The organism is Bacillus sp. FSL K6-2944 (genome assembly GCF_038005385.1).
GTDB classification, from domain to species: domain Bacteria; phylum Bacillota; class Bacilli; order Bacillales; family Bacillaceae_G; genus Bacillus_A; species Bacillus_A cereus.
Map to the genome: position 1 here is coordinate 53,744 of NZ_JBBOTE010000006.1, position 18,256 is coordinate 71,999.

An 18,256-nucleotide genomic window follows, 5' to 3' on the forward strand; every position below is an offset into this window, starting at 1 on the left:
AATCTCTTCTTATACAACAAACAGAAGGTACTTTGGTATACGCCTCTGTTTGTTGTATGTATAAAGATTCTAAATTCCATAGCTAGCATACAAGTTTATAAAAAATAAAGTTCTATTTTCTATTACTTATGTTAGGAATCTTTATATTTAACGAATAGCTGCGCCATTTGGTATAGCATTTTTCATCCACTGAGGAAGCATAGCTGCCTCTGAATGAAAAGCATACTTGTTCAAGATAGACGGACTCGTAATCCAGCGTTTCATTGGTTTTCCAGTCGCATCTTTATCAAGAAAATAGATGAACGAATCCTTTTCAAACCGTACTAATCCCATATCCGGATCAATACTTCTTCCATTTGGAATCGTATGTAAGCTTTGAAATTCTAATACCCCATCCCAATTTTTAAAAATACGATTATACGTATCTGAATCTGTAATGTAACGTTTCATGCCTCTATCCACTAAATAGATGGCTGGTTTTCCTACTTCCTTTACACGATAGCCATTATAGACATATTGGTCATTTTGTAGAAATTCTTGGTTCATAGCAGTCATTTTTTCTTGACCAGCTGCATGGGCTTGCGGTGCAACAATGATACTGCAGCCAATCAAGGCTTAGTGACAGGGTAGCTGCTGTAATCCGCAAGATATTTTCCAATTATAGTAAAAACGGGAGTTTTATTGTTAACATAAATGTTTGTTTTTGACAAAAAGAGTCATAACTCACAAGTTTTGAACTTAAATTTTGTATTCAGTAAATTTAGGGCGTCACTCGGTTTCATAACTTATGTTTATAAACAACAGTAAATTGAATGACTTTTGATGAAATACTATGTGCTTCAAATTTTGTGAGTTTATTTTACTTTTAATGGGAACTATTCTGCAGATTAGAGCAAGCACCCTGTCATTAAGCCTAGTAAAAGGGAAATGGAAAGAAAGACCATCATTAGGGGGCATGCTTCTTTCGCCGAGTGTGCAATTTTCGAAACTGAAGGTCACACAAAAAGTATGGGGTGCTTTCTTTTTAGTTGTTTTTTTTCAAGCAATTGTAAAAGGGATTTCTTCTTATGCCGCTCAAAATACTGCGGAAATGATAGAAATACAGAAACAACTGGGTGATGTGCAAGAATCTATGGGATTGATGATAGGTAAGGCGATGGGAACTAGTTTTTTCGGGGCGCTTATCGGAACTTTATTAGTAGCAATGATCTATAAAGTCTTTCTCATGTTTTTTGGAAATGATACGTCTTATAAGATGGTACTTGCTATTATAGTGTATGCAAGTATTGTACTGATTATTGGTGATCTATTCAATGCAATTTTAACACGTATGTTTGGTGGAAATATAACAGGATATACGAACTTATCCCCATTATTCCAACAAGGTACACTACTCCATGGAATGGCTAGCGCATTTGAGGTATTTTATTTATGGTATTTAGGTTTAATTTGGATGGGATTACGAACAGTGGCCGGATTAAGTAAAGTAAAATCCTCTATTCCAGTTGTTGTCATCTTTTTGATACAAGCGGCGTTTATTACTTTTGGCACCATGATGGTATCAAAGTTCATGTAATCTAAAGTATATGTTATGCTCTACTTGAATATATCCAGGTAGAGCATATATTTTTAGTGTATATCATTTAAGGGGATAGAAATCTATACGAATACATTTGAATCCTTTGGGTGGATAACGAATCGTTTATCCTAACAGGTGAAAACTGCAGCCAATGTCCCCAAAAAGCAGTGTTACTATAATTTTTAAGTGCTTAGCTATGTTGACAGAATAGAAAGGGTTGTATGTAAGATGGTATATGCAGAGCTAACCCCTTCGTTTCAGGGGAGTTTTCGTTCTGATTTATGTAAAGTATTGCGCTATTATTTAGAAGACACGAAATATGCATGTGTGACAGAAGATACATCGATTGTGACAGATTCATTTGTGGAGATATTGATGGTATATTTTCAAGGTTCCCCTGTATTTTTTAAGTGGGAGAAGATGGGTTTTGAAATGGACCGTATCTCGTGTAAGCAGGTATTGCAAAAAATTGAACATGCCATGCGCCAAAGAAGTTCTACGTTAAAACATAGAAATCATTTTTATCGTTTACTACGAGAGGTAGGCCTGCAAGAAGATATACCACAAGACTTTTTATGTATGAAGAAAAGAATATTAGAATTGGAAATGCTAAAACAACAGCGAGAGACAAAGAAAAAAGGCCGTCTTGTTTCGGGGCGACAAATCAAATTGTTACAAGTTTTGTGGAAGAAAACATTTCATCGAACTTTAGAGGTATCAAAGGACATGACACAAGGAGAAGTAGATGAGTTATTTCGTCGTATACATAAAAAACGGTGCAAGTTAGCTCGGATGTCGGAAGAAAATAATTCTGGTGACATATCAAAGATCTTTTGATATGCGAAATTGCATATTTTGTTCTCTCTCTACTCATGTATAATTGCAATCGCAGTCTTAACATTTATTGGGGGAGTTGCTCCATTAGTGACACAATTGTTAAAAGCATTTATGTAGTATATCGTTTCTAACATGTTGAAAAAGAGGTAAATACCCACGGCGTTAGTTATGGGCATCTACCTCTTTTCGTATTGAGAAAGTTACCTTTTAAATTCGGGACAACAAACAATATAAGTAATTCCCGTCCCAATCCTAAGGTAATACGCTGCAATAGGAAATAAACCCCTATTGCAAATCAAGGTCAAATACGAGAAAAAATAAAAAAAGATTGAGTGAGTTCACTCAATCTTAAGAAGGAGACAAATGACAGATTATCACAAAGCTTATTAAATAGTATAACTCATATTGTCAGAAAATTAAATTCATGATTTGTATATCAAATGCCGTTTCTGTTGCAAAGTTTTACACTACCCTAAAAATATAGAATTAAAATACAAATAGGAAGAATAAATCGTATGAAATATACAAGATGAGGTATAGACTATTCATAATTTTTAATCGTTTTTAAACTTTGCAACAGAACCTATTTTTCTTCTTGAGGTATACAAGAGAAAAAAAGAGGGCCTTTTATAGAAAGGCCCTCTAAAAATGTATGTCTTTTATAAACAAACGAATAGCTAGGATATAGCAATCTATCCTCCTAATGTTACTTTATGATTTACAGGTTAATTTCCACGGAAGAACGTTTCCTGTCTAAGTCTGTTTCTGTAGATTGTTCAGAAAGTGTCGTGCATTCTTGAAAGGCAAATTGTTTACAGCCCTTACATTTGGATGTCTCTAATTCTTGTAGTGCAAAATGCAATGCTACTCCTGTACGTGTGAAAAAGTGTGGTTCGCCAATTCTTTCGTATAATCCTGTTTGATGGAATATTTCTTTCGGTTGATGCTGGATACCGGAAATCAAAAGGGTTCCTTGTTTTGCTAGCATCTTCTTCCGAATGTGTTCTACTGCAGATTCTGCCGAAGTATCCATAAAAGACACGTTTCCCATACGTAGGAGAAGAATGTGAGCGTTAGACTGTAGGGCAGATTCTATAGACGTTTCGAACTCCTTTATGGTACCGAAGAATAAGGGACCTTCTACGGTGAAGATACTGATTTGCGGACAATTTTTCCCATTTGCGACGATGTCTGACTTGACATAGGAATCTACTGGATCTGGCAATACTTTTCGAACACGTAAAGATTTGCTCATTTTTCCAATAAACAAAAGAAAAGCAAGGAGTAATCCCACGCTTACTCCGGTTGTAAGATCTGTGAAAACGGTTAATAGGAACGTCAAAACAAGTACTAGGGTGTCCCCCGTTCTTGTTTTCAGAACATGAATAAACTCATGCTTCTCACTCATATTCCAAGCAACGACCATTAAAATCGGTGCCATACTAGCCAGTGGAATATGAAAGGCAAGCGGAGATAGAAATAATAAAACCAGTAATACTACCATTCCGTGTATCATGCCTGATATTGGCGAAGTCGCTCCATTTTTAATATTTGTTGCAGTCCGAGCGATGGCACCCGTCGCAGGAATGCCGCCAAATAATGGTGCCACCATATTGGCAATTCCTTGTCCCACCAGTTCTTTATTACTATTATGTTTACTATTTGCCATGTTATCTGCCACCATGGCAGATAACAATGATTCAATCCCGCCTAATGCCGCAATGATACAGGCTGCTGGCAGTAACATAAGGATGTTCTCCCATGTAAAGGCAGGCATTTGGAAATCTGGTAGCTGATGTGGAATATCGCCGTATGTAGTCCCAATCGTTTCAAGTTGATTCGGAAATAGCAGGATTGCGATCAAACTTGAAATGACCAATCCTAATAAAGCGCCTGGAATTCGAGGTAACCATTTTGTAGCTGCGATCACAATTCCTAAACACAGAAAAGCGGTAAGGATACTATACCGATTCATATCTGTGATATTTGTCCCAATTTCTTTCATGTTATAAAAAAAGGTTTCTTGTTTTTCCAGGTGATGCAGCCCTAAAAAATTTGCAATCTGTCCAGAAAAAATAATGACCGCAATCCCCGTTGTAAACCCAATCATGACAGGTCGCGGAATAAATGTGATAAACCTTCCTAGTTTGCATACGCCCATTAAAATAAGTAAAATTCCTGCCATAAAACCAGCAATTAATAAGTTTTCATAGCCATATTGCATTACAATCCCAAGTAAGATCGGTACAAATGCGCCTGTTGGTCCTGCAATCTGATATTTTGATCCCCCAAATATGGATACGAGAATTCCTGCGATAATCGTCGTATAAATACCATATTCAGGTCGTACACCGCAAGCAATGGCAAATGCCATAGCAAGTGGAATCGCTACGATTCCTACCACCAATCCTGCTAACATATCTTTTTGTAAGTTCGCGAGGTTATATCCTGCATATCTGCCTGAAAATCTCATCGTTTTTCCTCCTCCTCCTGCATGTATTTAAGGACTTGTTGTATGTGCGTAGGAATATCCCTCTACAACGACTTCTAAATTTCCTGTTTCGGGATGAATGACAAGTCCATGCACAGGTACAGAAGATGGTAATAAGGGGTGTTGGCGTATGATTTCTACACTATGTTGGACACTTTCTTGTACATTGCGGAAACCGGTTAACCATGTAGATAGATCGATTCCTGCATGTTGTAAGGTACGAATGCAAGTGGAATCAATGCCTTGCATTCGTACCTTGTCTAATAGGGGCTCTGCTTGCAAACCCGCCATGCCACAATCTTCATGACCAATTACACAAATTTCCTCCACTTGTAATTCATAAATGCCCAGTATGATACTCCGCATCATACTACCAAAAGGATGGGAAATCACAGCGCCTGCGTTCTTTATGACTTTGGCATCCCCATTTTGTAAGCCCAATGCTTGTGGTAATAATGTTAACAGTCTGGTATCCATGCAGGTTACAATCAATAACTTTTTATTTGGAAATTTGGTCGTAGAAAAAGGTTCGTATTCTTGTTTTTGTACAAATGTTTCATTATGCGTCAATATATTTTCTAACAATGTCACTTGGTAACGCCTCCCTTATAGGTATGATCACATGAACAGGCTGAAATAAAAAAGCTTGCCAATTTTTAAGATTGGTAAGCTTTTGATACGAATTCGGACGTGATCTTATGTTTAGTCTAGAGAGGATAAAATTTGGTGTCAATAACCTAAAACATGAGAAATATATTCTATAGATTTCTTATAAAATATGAAATTCTTTTTTCTGATTCTTACCTGTATCTCATGTTAAGAACATATATAGGAAAAATAAGTATCATAAAATCACCATACATCTGCGTTGTTTCGATTTTTCACTGTTCTACACAGGGAGACATTGTTTTCTGATTCGCAATATGCGTAGGTTGAGAAATACAGATAGTACCTTGTATGTCATATGAAATCCATTTACAATGTAACTAAAGTATCGTTAAGGATGCATTTAAGTTTCGCTAACATGAGAATTTCCTATATATAATTGATTCATGGTGAAATAGAAAAGAATGAAAGCTGAATCTATCATCATGATAGCTATTTTATGTGAAACTTGGAATTGTTACGAGGGAGACAAATTGAGAACAATGGATGTTTATTAGGAACAATCCATTTCATATATGAAGGAGGAAATAGAATGAACAAAACTGTAAAATATGCAATTCGATTTTTAGCTGTACCCTTTGTAACAGGTGCAGTTCTGTTTAGTGCAGCGGCAACGCAAAATGTACAAGCAGCTAGTGAACCATCACTACAAACACAAAAAAGTGAAGTGGGAACATTAGAAATTACATTGACAGCTATGGAATGGAAATATGATCATAGTGAGCCCGGGGGATTTAAATATTATCCTGGAAACAACTTAGCAGATGTAGAATTTACAATCTATAATAAAAAGGACAATACAGAGTATGCAAAGAAACGAACGGATAAAAATGGAAAAGTTTCGTTTCAACTCCCTTTGAATCTTTCTTTTTCCTGTAAACAAACATCCGCATATCCAGAAACAAATGGGGGAAGATATGTCCCTGAGACAAGAACGTTTTCTGGATCTTTTAAAACAAATGGAGAAATCTATCAGCATAATGTGTACAATATGTTCACATTATATTAAAAAACAAAACCCTTTGAAAAACGATTTCAGTTTTTCAAAGGGTTTTAACGTACTAGAGATTATGTAAATATTTTAGTATGAGTTCCAAATTTGCGGAACCCATTCAGGGTAATCAATAAGTGGATTTTGATTCCTTTCAAAATCTTCGCCATGCTTCACGTACATTAAAAGGAATCGAAACGATTCATGCTATATATAAGCAAAAGAGAAGTCACATTCTTGATTTCTCTCTTGCGGCGTGCAAGGAATTATAGGAGTTATTCAGGGTACTTAAAATCTAACCAGATTTTGTGAATTATCGTATACTTTTTCGAACTTTGCAACAGAACTTGTTAGCTTAATAGCGATGTGGTGGAACCAAAAATTATTAAAACATATTTCATTATTACTTCACTGCTTTGGCTACAAGTGCTGCGTATGCTTCTGCACCTACTTTGGTTAAATGCACACCGTCAGGTGCAAAGTAGTCTTGCTTTCCAGCACTTGCTACATACCAATCAACTAGAGTTACATTCGGGTATTCAGATGCCGTAACTTTCAGTCTCTCATTCACAATTGATTCCCACGGACGTGGTACTCTCGTATTAATAAATATGATTTTACGTTCGTTTCCAATTACTTTTATTAATGAGACAAGTTGCTCAGTAGTAAAGGCTCCATTTGTACCTAATCCAATAATGACATAATTTCCTAAATTACCTTCATATTTTAACTGTTCAACTACCGGAATCGCTTTTGACAGCTGGCGACCAATTTGGGCATCAATCCTAATATCAGGAAAAGCATTTTTTAAATACGGAGTAATATCAATCATAACGGAATCGCCTATCGCAGTAACTGTGAGTGAATTTTTAGGTTGCGCAGAATTTACTTCTTTTGATTCTCCTTGTTTTTGAGGCGTCTCTTGATTTGGATTTTCCCAAACTGCAACTGGATGTGGCGCCGGTTGTGTTTGTGCTGTTTCCACCTTATCTTGTTGAGAGTTCTCCCTAGCCTTACTAGCTTTTGATAACCCTACGACCGCTATCGCCGAAACGAATAATGTACAAATTAAAGCTAACTTAACACCTAAAGTGACATTTTGAATTCTTAAATTTTTAAACTGAATGTTCCGGAGCGCACCTTGTCGGATTGGTTTTTCAATAAACTTCCATGAAATTTGCGCAATCAATATAATCAAAAGAAATTGAAGGATTGCTCTTATTAATGAGAAATCCCCAGTATTTACCTTTGGAGTCGTCAATGTAAGAATTGGATAATGCCAGAGGTATATGCCATACGATCTTATCCCTATCCAACGTAAAGGCCTAAATCGTAAAAATTGAGCAATACGACTAGCTGGATGAGCTAGATTGGCCACTAACAATGCTGTTGCAATTGATAAGAGAACCATTCCTCCCTTGTATAGAAATGGATCATATTGATTGGTCTTCCAAAACATAACCAAAATAATAATAAGGGCAATGCCCCCCACTACATCAAGAATGAAACGCGCCTTTGGGATAATTTTATTTGCTAGCCTATTGCTTGGCCAAACTAAGGCAAGTACCGCCCCGATAAGTAAGGAAAAGGCCCTCGTATCTGTACCATAATATATTCTGCTCGGATCAGCTCCAGGTTCATACAAAATTGCCATCGCTAAAGCGGAAGCAACGGCTCCCAGACAAATTAATAAAATCATACGGGATTGTTTTTTTATGTAGTAAAGCCCTAAACTAATGATAAACGGCCAAACAACATAGAATTGTTCCTCAACTGCTAACGACCAAAAATGATTCAATGGAGAAAGCTGGCTAAAATTATCAAAGTACGATAATTTATGATAAATATACCACCAGTTACTAACATAAAATAATGCCGCTAATGAATCTCCGCGCATTTTTTCAAGTAAAGAGCTATGAAAAATCGTAATCCATGCCAACGTTATAACGAGCATTCCCGGAAGCAATCTCTTTGCCCTACTAAGCCAGAATTTTTTTAAATCAATTCTCTGATTTCTCTTCCACTCTATCGCTAGAATATCTGTAATTAAATAACCTGAAAGTACAAAAAATACAGTAACCCCCAAAAATCCTCCAGGCATCCAATTAAAATTAATATGATACAACATAACACCTAGTATAGCTAGGCCCCTGAGACTGTCCAACCCAACCATATAACGACTATTTTTTTTAAAAGGTTTAGCCACCCTACATTCACCTCTATTTCTTGGAAATTAGGTTAGAGGGTGTTGCAAAACTAAAATAAATATGCAATGTTATGAATCAGAAAAACTAGCTGAACATGTAGTAGATAGCGATTTTGACCATACCAACGTGGCTGTTCTAGCCCTTTATTTTTGAGTTTACTAAACTGTTGTTCAATTTTCCCACGCTCTTTCATCAACTGTTTACCAAAGATGGTTTGTACAAAATGAGACAATACACGATGATGTGTACTCTTGATTTGTTCACCATTCCGTGGATTGATTGGATTCATGGCAAAGATGTCACACGTTCTTGCAATTTCATAAATGTGCTGACTATCATACGCAGCATCTGCAACGGAAAACAAGACATTTCGATCTTGTATATCTCGAAGCAATACAGAAGCCATTTTGCTATCATGTACGTTCGCTGTTGTAAATGTATATGACAATACAACACCTTCTGGTGTAGAACAAACATGAGCCTTATATCCTTTATACCAACCATAACGAGTCGATTTCCCCCACCTTGCTTGTGAATCATACAAACTACTTCGTAAGGCCGTGCTATCAATTAAGACGCAAGGAATTAGCCCTAAATTAAGTTCGTGAAGAACCTTTTCATGAATGACTGGAATACTTTCTTCACGAAACCAAGTGCTTACACGTGAAAAGGTGGAAATATGAGGAACAAAAGATAGCCCACAAGATGCACGAAATGAAGGAAATTGATGTAAAAAACGAGTTAATTTGCGTAAAGAATCAATTTGGAATACATTTTTCAGGAAAAAACATTTCAGTAAAGCTTTTCTGCAGATTGGTGGGCGACCTGTAACAGGCGGAACGCCTCCAATTGTTAAACTGTCTACGTACGCAAATAAAATATGTAAAATCGATTGATTTTCCTCAAAATTGGTTATCATACTAGTAAATCCGTCCTTTCTGGAGATAGTTTGGGATACTATCATTCTTCCAAGAAGACGGCTTTCTTTATGCATGCATTTTTGGATATTTATGGGTTTTGCAACACCCTCTAAATGTTTTAGTTCGCTAACCTTCTTGCGTGAAAATTATCTTTCTAATCTTAGTGTGATTACACCATCTAATTCTGAAGTACCAGGTACTGCTACCGGAGTACTACCTGAAATCCGATTTGAAGAAATAAGGTTCCCCCAGATGTCACTATACGTATTTACCACTCCAGTAGTATAGAATCTTTTAGCTTCAAAACCAATGAACCCCCTTTGTCCTGGTTTTAAATTAAAACTATACGTACTAGAGTTGGTTAAAGCCTCAGCCCAATGATATCCTCCATTTAGTTTTACAAATTTTATATCTAATCCGCCTCCAGCATCCCAGGTCTCTGTTTGTGTAATGGCATATGTCTTCGCTATAGAGCAACCATTTCCATTAGCCGGACAGTTCATTGTTGCACTCGCTCTTTGAGAGGGCATATAAAAATTATACTCTCTCTCTGGCTTATATTCTTTTCTATTCGCCATTGCTGCAATAGAGCCTGTATTGTTATTTTGTATTGCTGCTAATTTTTGTTTATTATTAGATTCCCTCTTTTCTTGTTCATATTGCATAATAGGAACCTTTTCAGCCTTACCGTTTGAAATTTTTATGACTTCAGCTATATACGTATTCGCTTCTGTTAATTCCTTTTTACTATTTTTAGGATCTACATCGGTAGAAGCATTTGCAACTCCAGGTAATACACTTCCTGCAAGACAAGATGCAATAAATAAATTACGAACTGTTTTTTTCATATTAATGATTCCCCTTAATTTTAGTGGCGCCTAAAATTAAGAATAGACTGTTTTTTTTTTAATATATAGTCTGTTCTCCCCGAAATATTTTTGTTATACTTACTTATACACATCAAAAATCATCTTAAAATAATATAATCGTCGATATGTTAAGTCTCCCGATACTTGGATTTTTCGGAGAAATGCCATTAAATATATGCTTCTATAACCATATAAGGGGCACCATACATGCCCATCAACGTAAGGACGGAAACAAAATGAGCTTTCGTGCATATTAGCGAAAAAAACTTAAAATATTTTGTGTCCTTAAAAATGAATATAGCAAATAAACCTAGATAGGTAGCATTTTTAAAAATTATGCTACTTTCTTTTGTTTTTCAAATCCATTATATTGCATAAGCAACCCCCATAATGTCAAAGACTGTTTTTGTCTGGTATGTTCGAAATTGTAAGGCATATAAGAATGAGATACAGGAACAATCCAATGAGAAGTATGTATCTTATATAAGTTGGATCATGAAAATCACTAAAAAGAATGATACCGACAATTGTAATCAACATAATAGATAATAAAATGACTGGATGCACATAGGGTGGGTTGTTGGTTATATATATGAGGTAACAAGAAAAGGAAATAAGGAATAGTAAGAAAGCAATGAAATCGGATTTATACATAAGAGGATTCCTTTCTCAAAAAGTGTATACAAAATATTGACGAATGGTAGCGAATCTACATTGGTTTCGCATGAAGGATGCCGAATCAAACATTTGTTTAAAAATATTGATACGTATAGAATCCCACTATAATTACTATATAAACATTTCACTATCAAGGGGATCCCCTTGATAGTATCGTGGCTTCGCTACATTTTGCAACCTCATCAGCACTGATGTCAATGAGGGGTAGAAAACATAAAAATATCCTTTTATTTGTTATTGCTTTTCATTCAATTGCTCAATGAGTGGCTTTTGATATAAAAATAAACACCACAAGTAGGGGCCTGTGGTGTTTAGGAGAAAGTTATAAAAAGCTAGTATAAATGTTAGCATCTTTTATTTTACTAGAAATTATATATATTGGTATTGAGAAAGTTACTCTCTAAATTCGAGATAACAAACAATACATGCAACGATTATTCCCATGATAAGATAACCCAATAGAATATCTATGCCAAGTACAAACATGATGTTTCTTCCCATCTATTGGTTATTTTGCTAGTTGATCTTCATATTTTTGAACCAGTCGATAAAACGTAGTTTTGGGCACATTTGCGTTCTTCATTGCTTCCACTGCTGTAATGGACCCAGTTTTCCAAATATCATATGCAGTGATAAATGCAGGGGTAATTTCCGCTTTGGGTCTACCTAGGTGTTTTCCTTGTTTTTTTGCTAAATCAATCCCTTCTCTTTGACGTGTTTTGATTTTGGTACGCTCTTCTTCTGCCAACCAAGAAAGAATTTGAAGTACAAGATCAGTAATCAAATTTCCTAAATTATCTTTATATTTTGTTGTATCTAACAAAGGCATATCTGTAATGACAATGTGTGCTTTTATATTTTTTGTAATATCCTTCCATTCATTTAAAATCGCTTCTTTATTCCTGCCAAAACGATCAAGTGATTGCACATATAAAATATCTCCTTCTCGCAACATCAGTTTGACAAGTTGATAATTTTGACGATTAAAATCTTTTCCAGATTGTTTATCCATAAAAATATCTCTTTCATCAATTCCAATTTTTCGCATCGCTTCGATTTGTCTACCTTCATTTTGCTCTTTACTACTCACTCTTATATATCCGAATTTTCTGTTATTCAATATACGTGAACCCCTTCAATTTTGTTTATATGATGATAGTATAACAGAGAAATAGACCGAAAGGTGCCATTTTTATAGAAACGTTCCTAAAACACGAATTCGAGGTTTAGGAACGAAGTTTTCGTATATTTTTCACAGTTTCAAAAGGTGTACCTTTATGAACGGTAAATCTAAAATATTTATCAACTTATGTAATATAGTTAATGCATTTAATTTGTTATATATTTAGTGCGTAGCTAAAGTTTTAGTTTACGAAAAGGTAATACATTTGGAGAGGGGAGTTTTATGAAGGATAATACGTTTACTTTTTTTATGATGACATTAGTCGGAATTATCGGATTTTTATTCGTGCCAGTTGTACATGCTGAAACAGAGAAATCATTTCAACCAAATGATTTCTCTACGTATGGATTGGGTTTAAAAGATACGAAGATAAACGAAGCTATACCCGATTATACACCATCTATTTCTTATCTCACAAAACAAGAAGCAACCAAACACAAACAACAGGGAATTCAAAATCCAAATATTCTTCCCAATCGCATCGATTTACGAGAATATTTTCCGGAAGTACGAAGTCAAGGGAAGTTTGGTACATGTGTCCCATTTGCTACAACTGCTTTAAGAGAATACTATATTGCAAAAGATGCAGGAGCACGTGGAACAGACATTACGTATTTATCGCCCTCTTATATTTATTATCCAAGTGGGCCAAAGGACGGTATGTATTTCGAGTCAGCCTTTCAAATTTTAAAACAAGAAGGAGTACCTCCAGAAACAGAACGCTTGTATGATTTAAATCCAGAAAATACAAACCAATTTAAAGAACCTCTTACAGCCTTACAGCAAAAAAATGCAGTTCCTTATAAAATTAGTTCCTATCAAGCTATACGTCAAGCAAATATGCTTGCTGATATAAAGCAAGCACTAGCTAATCAAGACCCTGTTTTAGTAGGAATACATGTATATCCCAACTTTGATGCAACTCCTACATCTGGAATTGTACCACCTGTTACAGAAAAGAAATCCAGAGGGGGACATGCTCTTGTGATCGTGGGGTATGATGAGACAAACCAATGGTTCATTGTAAGAAATAGTTGGGGGACAAAATTTGGCGATCAAGGATATGCATATATGCATTATCAGACATTATTAGATATGTCAAATAGTGTGGCGTATGTGATTAAGCCTATACACAAGCAATATCCGCCATTTGGGGTACAAATGCAAACTACGGATATAAGTCCTTCTGAAATTAAATTCAACATTTCAGCAAAAAATGCGACTGCATACGATTTGTATAAAAACAATCAAAAAATCCAGACTTTTTCAACATCTACTATTACAGATTTAAATATCGTACCTGAGCAATCTTATATGTATCATGTGGTAGCGAAAAACGCGATGGGAGAAACTCGCAGCTATCCTTTATCTATTTCGATTCCACCTATCATATCGATTCAACAGGCTAGTTAATATCTTTAAAATAAGAAGAATCTAGTGGGAGCAACGTACTAAAAAAATGGATGTACTTGTAAAGAGAAGTGAAATATATCTATTTGAATATACACATGGATAAAAATATTGTTAGTACAATGCACGAGTGTAATGAAATGATGACTTCTACCATGTCTATGATAAAATCTACGAAAGAGAAATGCTGTTAAGCACACGATCTTCTATATGATTTGTAGGTGTCATCTAGGAAGTTTTTTTAGAAGACGGTCCTTTTTCGACCGTCTTTTCACCATACATGACCAACAGGTGGAAGATGAGCACAACATAAACATTTCTGTATTCGTAGTTTGTATATGGAGGATATATTAATATTAATCTAATAGGTTTTAATTTTCTGAACTTTACCTATTTTGTGACCAGAGAGGTGGAAAAGATGGATAAACAAAACATTTTGTCGGAACTAAAAAAAGGGATGGAGGCGGTCATTTGTGAAATAGAATTACAGGAACAATCAATTGTGAAAACTGAGGAGATTCTACAGAGCTATCTATATGTGATGAAAGATATCCTTCGTTTACCAGATGTAACCATCGTACAAACACCCCATAGAGAGAAGGAACTCACAGAACCAGAGACGAATACCCTTCATACACATTCTCTTGCTAAAACAGAACCTTTTGAAAAGAGGGAATCGTATGTATTTCAGCGTAAATTAAAGGGAGGAGAATTACAAGGAATAGGATGTTTTGTTCCCGAACGCATTGTCAGAGCGTTAGAATTAGAACATGGGGATTGCGTGTATGTAACAGAAAATGTATCTGTGTCGGATGGACGGTATAAGCATAGATTTGAAGTGGCCGAAAGGCGACATATGCCACCAAATGAAGAACGTGGTTGTTGTTCCTATGCCATTGTAGAATATGATGAAGAACGCCAACAATTTTTTGTGGAGAAAGACATGCAACAGAATCGTATATATGTCAATGGAGCTCCTCATCGATTTTGGATTCCGCCCAAAGATGCTGCTTCTGTCGTCCAGGGAGATATTATTGATCTTGCCTATTACAAGAGTTCTCCAGACATTGTCAGGGTTGCTTGGACGTATCCGTCTAGTTTTGTAAATGATTTTAGTAAACCAGCCCGTATGAAGAGAAAGCAAGAAAAAAATCAAAAAGAGTATGTACAAACGTTGGAAGGAAAGACAATTTTGATGGTAGGATTTGAACCAGGTCGAGCAGCCATTGAAGAAGAAATTACCGTTAGAGGTGGAAATTTTCAGTGGGCGCATGGGAAAAGGGAACGAGAAGTTACATTACGCAAAATGATACGGAATGCAGATATTGTCATGCTCATGTTAGAACATATGGGGCATGGTGGTGCAACCTCCGGCTCTAAAGGTGTGATACGGATAGCAAAAGAATTAGGCGTTCCCTTTGGTACGACACATACATTAGGGAGAAGTTCTTTTGTCCATAACGTTCACCGTATACTAGGCATAGATAGTGTAAACATGCAATCCGTAAGCTAGGTGAAGAACGAAAAGAAAGAACGGTTCTATTTCATAGTCCGAAATTAAGTTGGAACAAATACAAATAACGTTAGATACATTCGAACAACAAAATCAAGTGAAGAACAAAGTAGGGCAAAAGAAATCAAAACAAAAAACAAACATAAACCCTGATAAAAAAGATAAGCCAGATTGGAAATATCCAGCTAAAATGAAATAACAAATTGAATAGTGACTTCCCCTGATATATAATGAATATAGACCATTCTTTTATTCAGTTGAGGGAATGAGCGGATGATACAACAGTATACGATTCTTATTCTCTCTTATATCTTCCCACATCATATGAAAAGGGTGTGCTATGTGTAAATGATTTTCTTATATCGATTTGATGTAAAAGAAAATGGCATTCAATTTGTTTTAAATAAACAAATTGCTGCTGATATGCTTCCACACCATGATATTCTATTGAGACCATTAGTGACAGTATTGGCTGAAACCTTACAATTGTATTGCTTGTTAAGTAAAGAGCCGACCTTATTAACGAGTAACATGCGAGAAAACGGTGAAATAGAAGTCATGTTAAATCAAAAATTAGGACAATGTATAGATGAGTATACAAAAAATCACGTGATTTTGAAAAATGGCAAGCGAATTGCGGATATTTTAATAGAAATTCGGAATACTTATACCATATATCACTAAGCTTACAGGAATAGTAATACATATATAAATTTCAATTATAAAAACAATTAAAAAGAATGTAACAGAAGAAGTGTATCGTTTGAATTTCCAGATTTCCTTTTCTATTTTTCCATAGTAACATGAAAACTATCAGTAAGTTGGATACAAATAGATATCGAAGACAGGAGAGGGATTATACTTGGACAAGTCATGGTCTAGTAATTCTACACAATTGTTACAAGAAATTGATTGGGAAATGAGCAAAATTGAATCGATTCTTCAGCAGGTTTCTATAGATGGTTTGATAAAAGAATCATATGAGATTCACGAGATGCTTATAAAAGTGTCTCAGTTATTGCTCATTTTACAACAAGACCTCAAAATGACACCACTGGCAAAAGGACTAAGTTTACAACTCCAAAGTATACAGGAACAGTACAATCGGTTGTTTAGTAAGGGAGAAATGAATCGTAAATATTCTGAATAATCAAACAATAACAAAGATACACCCATCCTATGCGATAGGTGTATCTTTGTTATTGTCCCAAAATATGTCGTATATCCGACAGGTCCATATTCGTAAATTTTGCAATATCTTCGATATCCATGCCGTTTTTATGCATGCCACGGATAATTTGCTCTCTTTCCGCAAATTTCCCTTCTTGAATACCTACTTCTTTCCCTTTTTCCATACCCTCTTGAAGCCCTTCTTCTCGTCCTTTTTTCTCTGCATATTTATATTTAGAGGCTTCATCAATAAGAGTCTTTTGTCTTGCTTCATACAACATACGGAATCCAGGATCTTGACTCATCTTTTCCCATTTTTGCATCGCATCTTTTAAAATCGGATCTCGATTCATAGCGATCTCCTCCAGCGTATGTGTTAATTGTGTATCTTCGTTTGCAGATAGCAACAGTAACCATCTCACAAAAGAGTCTTCCCACGGATTCACTTGTTCTTCTTTCCATTGTGCCATTAATTTTGGAATTTCAATTACGTGTAATTCCATATCGTCTAAGAGTAGCTTTTGTAACTCGATATCCCACAGCTTTCCTGTTGTATGGAATGTTTCGTATTCTGGAAAGACAGGAAAGTTCAAAATATTAATGGTAATTGTCTTTCGCAATGTATCATAAGAGCTACCTTTTTGCATTTGAGAAGCGTATAAGCGACTCCAATAATACAAACTACGTTTGAGGAAATCATTTTGGTCAGAGAGTTGAATTTCAATGGAAATTTGGGTATCATCGTCTAACGTTGCTAATACATCTAGAATGGACAATTTGTCTTTTTCATATTCGCGGTGCATATGTGGGTCTTCTATTTTCAGCGTTTGAATCGGCGAAGAAAGCGAAGACGCTAACGTCACGTTCAAAAATTGCATTAAAATCTGTTCATTTCCTCTTGTTCCAAATAATTGCTTGAAAGCATAATCGACTCGCAAATTCACTAAAGGTTGCGTCATAAAGTGAGTCACCTTTCTTATTTCATATTCTATATGTTTTTTGTTATTCCCCTTTTTAGAGGGAATGGGCAAAGAAGGTATATATCTATTGTAGCTGAAAAAGGAGAAAAGAAGCAACCTTTGTTGTTTTTTTGATGGTGTGTTTTATTTCTTCGTTACGGTACGTGAAATTTATAAACCGCTTGCATATGCACTTATTCTCACTAATTTATATCCCTTTCTACCTGGAATATTTACTATCCATCTTTTCATCCTCTTATCTACTCGTATGGACGCTTTTTATCTTCCAAGACCAAAATGTATTCGGCACTTTCTTCTCTTTCGTTATAGAGGAATCTGAGCGTTCGTTTTTTATCACCCTCGGCTAATAAATTGGATTTAATTTCCAATTGTTAGGTGGTATTCAAGTGAACAGAACATGATCCTGTCCATCCTGAATTACATGTGAATCGTCAAATGGGCCGAACAGTAAGACACCGCTCGTTGCTTCAACTCTTCGTACGTGCATAATCTTTGTTTCTCAAATAATTTCGGATGTTTCTGTCTATAGTATTGGAACAATTCTTCTCCATTATTCCGTATACGATACCGACGTGTTTCTCTAATGGTGCCTGGGATTTCTTCTGGATCAAATTGTCCTAGAATTTGTAATGCTTGTGAAGAGGGAATTTCTTTCCCAGTCACATAGGCATGGATAAAAATAATTTCTTTTATTGTGATATACGTGTAATATAAATTTCCGCCCATAGAAGAACCCCTCTCCTCGTTTTATTTTGTATCCGA

General features: G+C 35.7%; 17 protein-coding genes and 1 pseudogene. 9 read left to right on the forward strand and 9 right to left on the reverse strand.

Annotation, left to right across the window (positions count from 1 at the left end; translation table 11 throughout):
• Nucleotides 1–147: 147 nt before the first annotated feature.
• Entirely contained in the window at nt 148–612 is a 465-nt protein-coding gene (locus MHH55_RS33365) for a hypothetical protein (protein WP_340882352.1), read from the reverse strand.
• 220 nt (nt 613–832) lie between these two features.
• On the opposite strand from MHH55_RS33365, the gene MHH55_RS33370 reads away from it, so the two are divergent.
• Entirely contained in the window at nt 833–1,576 is a 744-nt protein-coding gene (locus MHH55_RS33370; protein WP_340882354.1) for a Yip1 family protein, read from the forward strand.
• Nucleotides 1,577–1,807: 231 nt separating this feature from the next.
• Nucleotides 1,808–2,416 (forward strand): hypothetical protein, encoded by a 609-nt coding sequence (locus MHH55_RS33375; RefSeq protein WP_127064276.1) that lies wholly within the window; start codon nt 1,808–1,810, stop codon nt 2,414–2,416.
• Between the two features lie 718 nt (nt 2,417–3,134).
• Here MHH55_RS33375 and MHH55_RS33380 read toward each other — a convergent pair.
• A complete protein-coding gene (locus tag MHH55_RS33380) occupies nt 3,135–4,889 on the reverse strand; it encodes a SulP family inorganic anion transporter (protein ID WP_078187225.1) in 1,755 nt (584 codons plus the stop codon).
• A 27-nt stretch (nt 4,890–4,916) separates the two neighbouring features.
• Entirely contained in the window at nt 4,917–5,498 is a 582-nt protein-coding gene (locus MHH55_RS33385) for a beta-class carbonic anhydrase (protein WP_078187224.1), read from the reverse strand.
• Nucleotides 5,499–6,105: 607 nt separating this feature from the next.
• On the opposite strand from MHH55_RS33385, the gene MHH55_RS33390 reads away from it, so the two are divergent.
• Complete coding sequence (locus MHH55_RS33390; protein WP_078187223.1) at nt 6,106–6,582, forward strand: SpaA isopeptide-forming pilin-related protein; 477 nt, start codon at nt 6,106–6,108, stop codon at nt 6,580–6,582.
• Nucleotides 6,583–6,716: 134 nt separating this feature from the next.
• Nucleotides 6,717–6,836, forward strand: a pseudogene (locus MHH55_RS33395) (IS6 family transposase); the annotation flags it as partial.
• Between the two features lie 131 nt (nt 6,837–6,967).
• Here the strand turns inward: MHH55_RS33395 and MHH55_RS33400 are convergent.
• From MHH55_RS33400 to MHH55_RS33415, 4 genes are all read right to left on the reverse strand, one after another.
• A complete protein-coding gene (locus tag MHH55_RS33400; protein WP_078187222.1) occupies nt 6,968–8,770 on the reverse strand; it encodes an acyltransferase family protein in 1,803 nt (600 codons plus the stop codon).
• 50 nt (nt 8,771–8,820) lie between these two features.
• The gene (locus MHH55_RS33405; protein WP_078187221.1) at nt 8,821–9,690 is read right to left on the reverse strand and encodes a transposase; all 870 of its coding nucleotides are present in this window, start codon (nt 9,688–9,690) and stop codon (nt 8,821–8,823) included.
• A gap of 147 nt (nt 9,691–9,837) precedes the next feature.
• A complete protein-coding gene (locus MHH55_RS33410; protein ID WP_078187220.1) occupies nt 9,838–10,539 on the reverse strand; it encodes a DUF6060 domain-containing protein in 702 nt (233 codons plus the stop codon).
• Nucleotides 10,540–11,746: 1,207 nt separating this feature from the next.
• Nucleotides 11,747–12,358 carry a recombinase family protein gene (locus MHH55_RS33415; RefSeq protein ID WP_078187219.1) on the reverse strand — a complete coding sequence of 204 codons (612 nt, stop codon included), beginning with the start codon at nt 12,356–12,358 and terminating at the stop codon, nt 11,747–11,749.
• Nucleotides 12,359–12,643: 285 nt separating this feature from the next.
• Between MHH55_RS33415 and MHH55_RS33420 the strand changes: the two genes are divergently transcribed.
• From MHH55_RS33420 to MHH55_RS33440, 5 genes are all read left to right on the forward strand, one after another.
• Entirely contained in the window at nt 12,644–13,834 is a 1,191-nt protein-coding gene (locus tag MHH55_RS33420) for a C1 family peptidase (RefSeq protein ID WP_078187218.1), read from the forward strand.
• Between the two features lie 415 nt (nt 13,835–14,249).
• The gene (locus MHH55_RS33425; protein WP_078187217.1) at nt 14,250–15,344 is read left to right on the forward strand and encodes a hypothetical protein; all 1,095 of its coding nucleotides are present in this window, start codon (nt 14,250–14,252) and stop codon (nt 15,342–15,344) included.
• Between the two features lie 49 nt (nt 15,345–15,393).
• Complete coding sequence (locus MHH55_RS33430) at nt 15,394–15,543, forward strand: hypothetical protein (RefSeq protein WP_166669643.1); 150 nt, start codon at nt 15,394–15,396, stop codon at nt 15,541–15,543.
• A 149-nt stretch (nt 15,544–15,692) separates the two neighbouring features.
• Complete coding sequence (locus MHH55_RS33435; protein WP_078187216.1) at nt 15,693–16,028, forward strand: hypothetical protein; 336 nt, start codon at nt 15,693–15,695, stop codon at nt 16,026–16,028.
• Nucleotides 16,029–16,206: 178 nt separating this feature from the next.
• A complete protein-coding gene (locus MHH55_RS33440; RefSeq protein WP_078187215.1) occupies nt 16,207–16,494 on the forward strand; it encodes a hypothetical protein in 288 nt (95 codons plus the stop codon).
• A 49-nt stretch (nt 16,495–16,543) separates the two neighbouring features.
• On the opposite strand, the gene MHH55_RS33445 is transcribed toward MHH55_RS33440, so the two are convergent.
• Both MHH55_RS33445 and MHH55_RS33450 read right to left on the reverse strand, forming a co-directional pair.
• On the reverse strand, nt 16,544–17,473 hold the full coding sequence (locus tag MHH55_RS33445; RefSeq protein WP_078187214.1) for an Rpn family recombination-promoting nuclease/putative transposase: 930 nt from the start codon (nt 17,471–17,473) through the stop codon (nt 16,544–16,546).
• 438 nt (nt 17,474–17,911) lie between these two features.
• Nucleotides 17,912–18,220 carry a hypothetical protein gene (locus MHH55_RS33450; RefSeq protein ID WP_078187213.1) on the reverse strand — a complete coding sequence of 103 codons (309 nt, stop codon included), beginning with the start codon at nt 18,218–18,220 and terminating at the stop codon, nt 17,912–17,914.
• Nucleotides 18,221–18,256 lie beyond the last annotated feature (36 nt).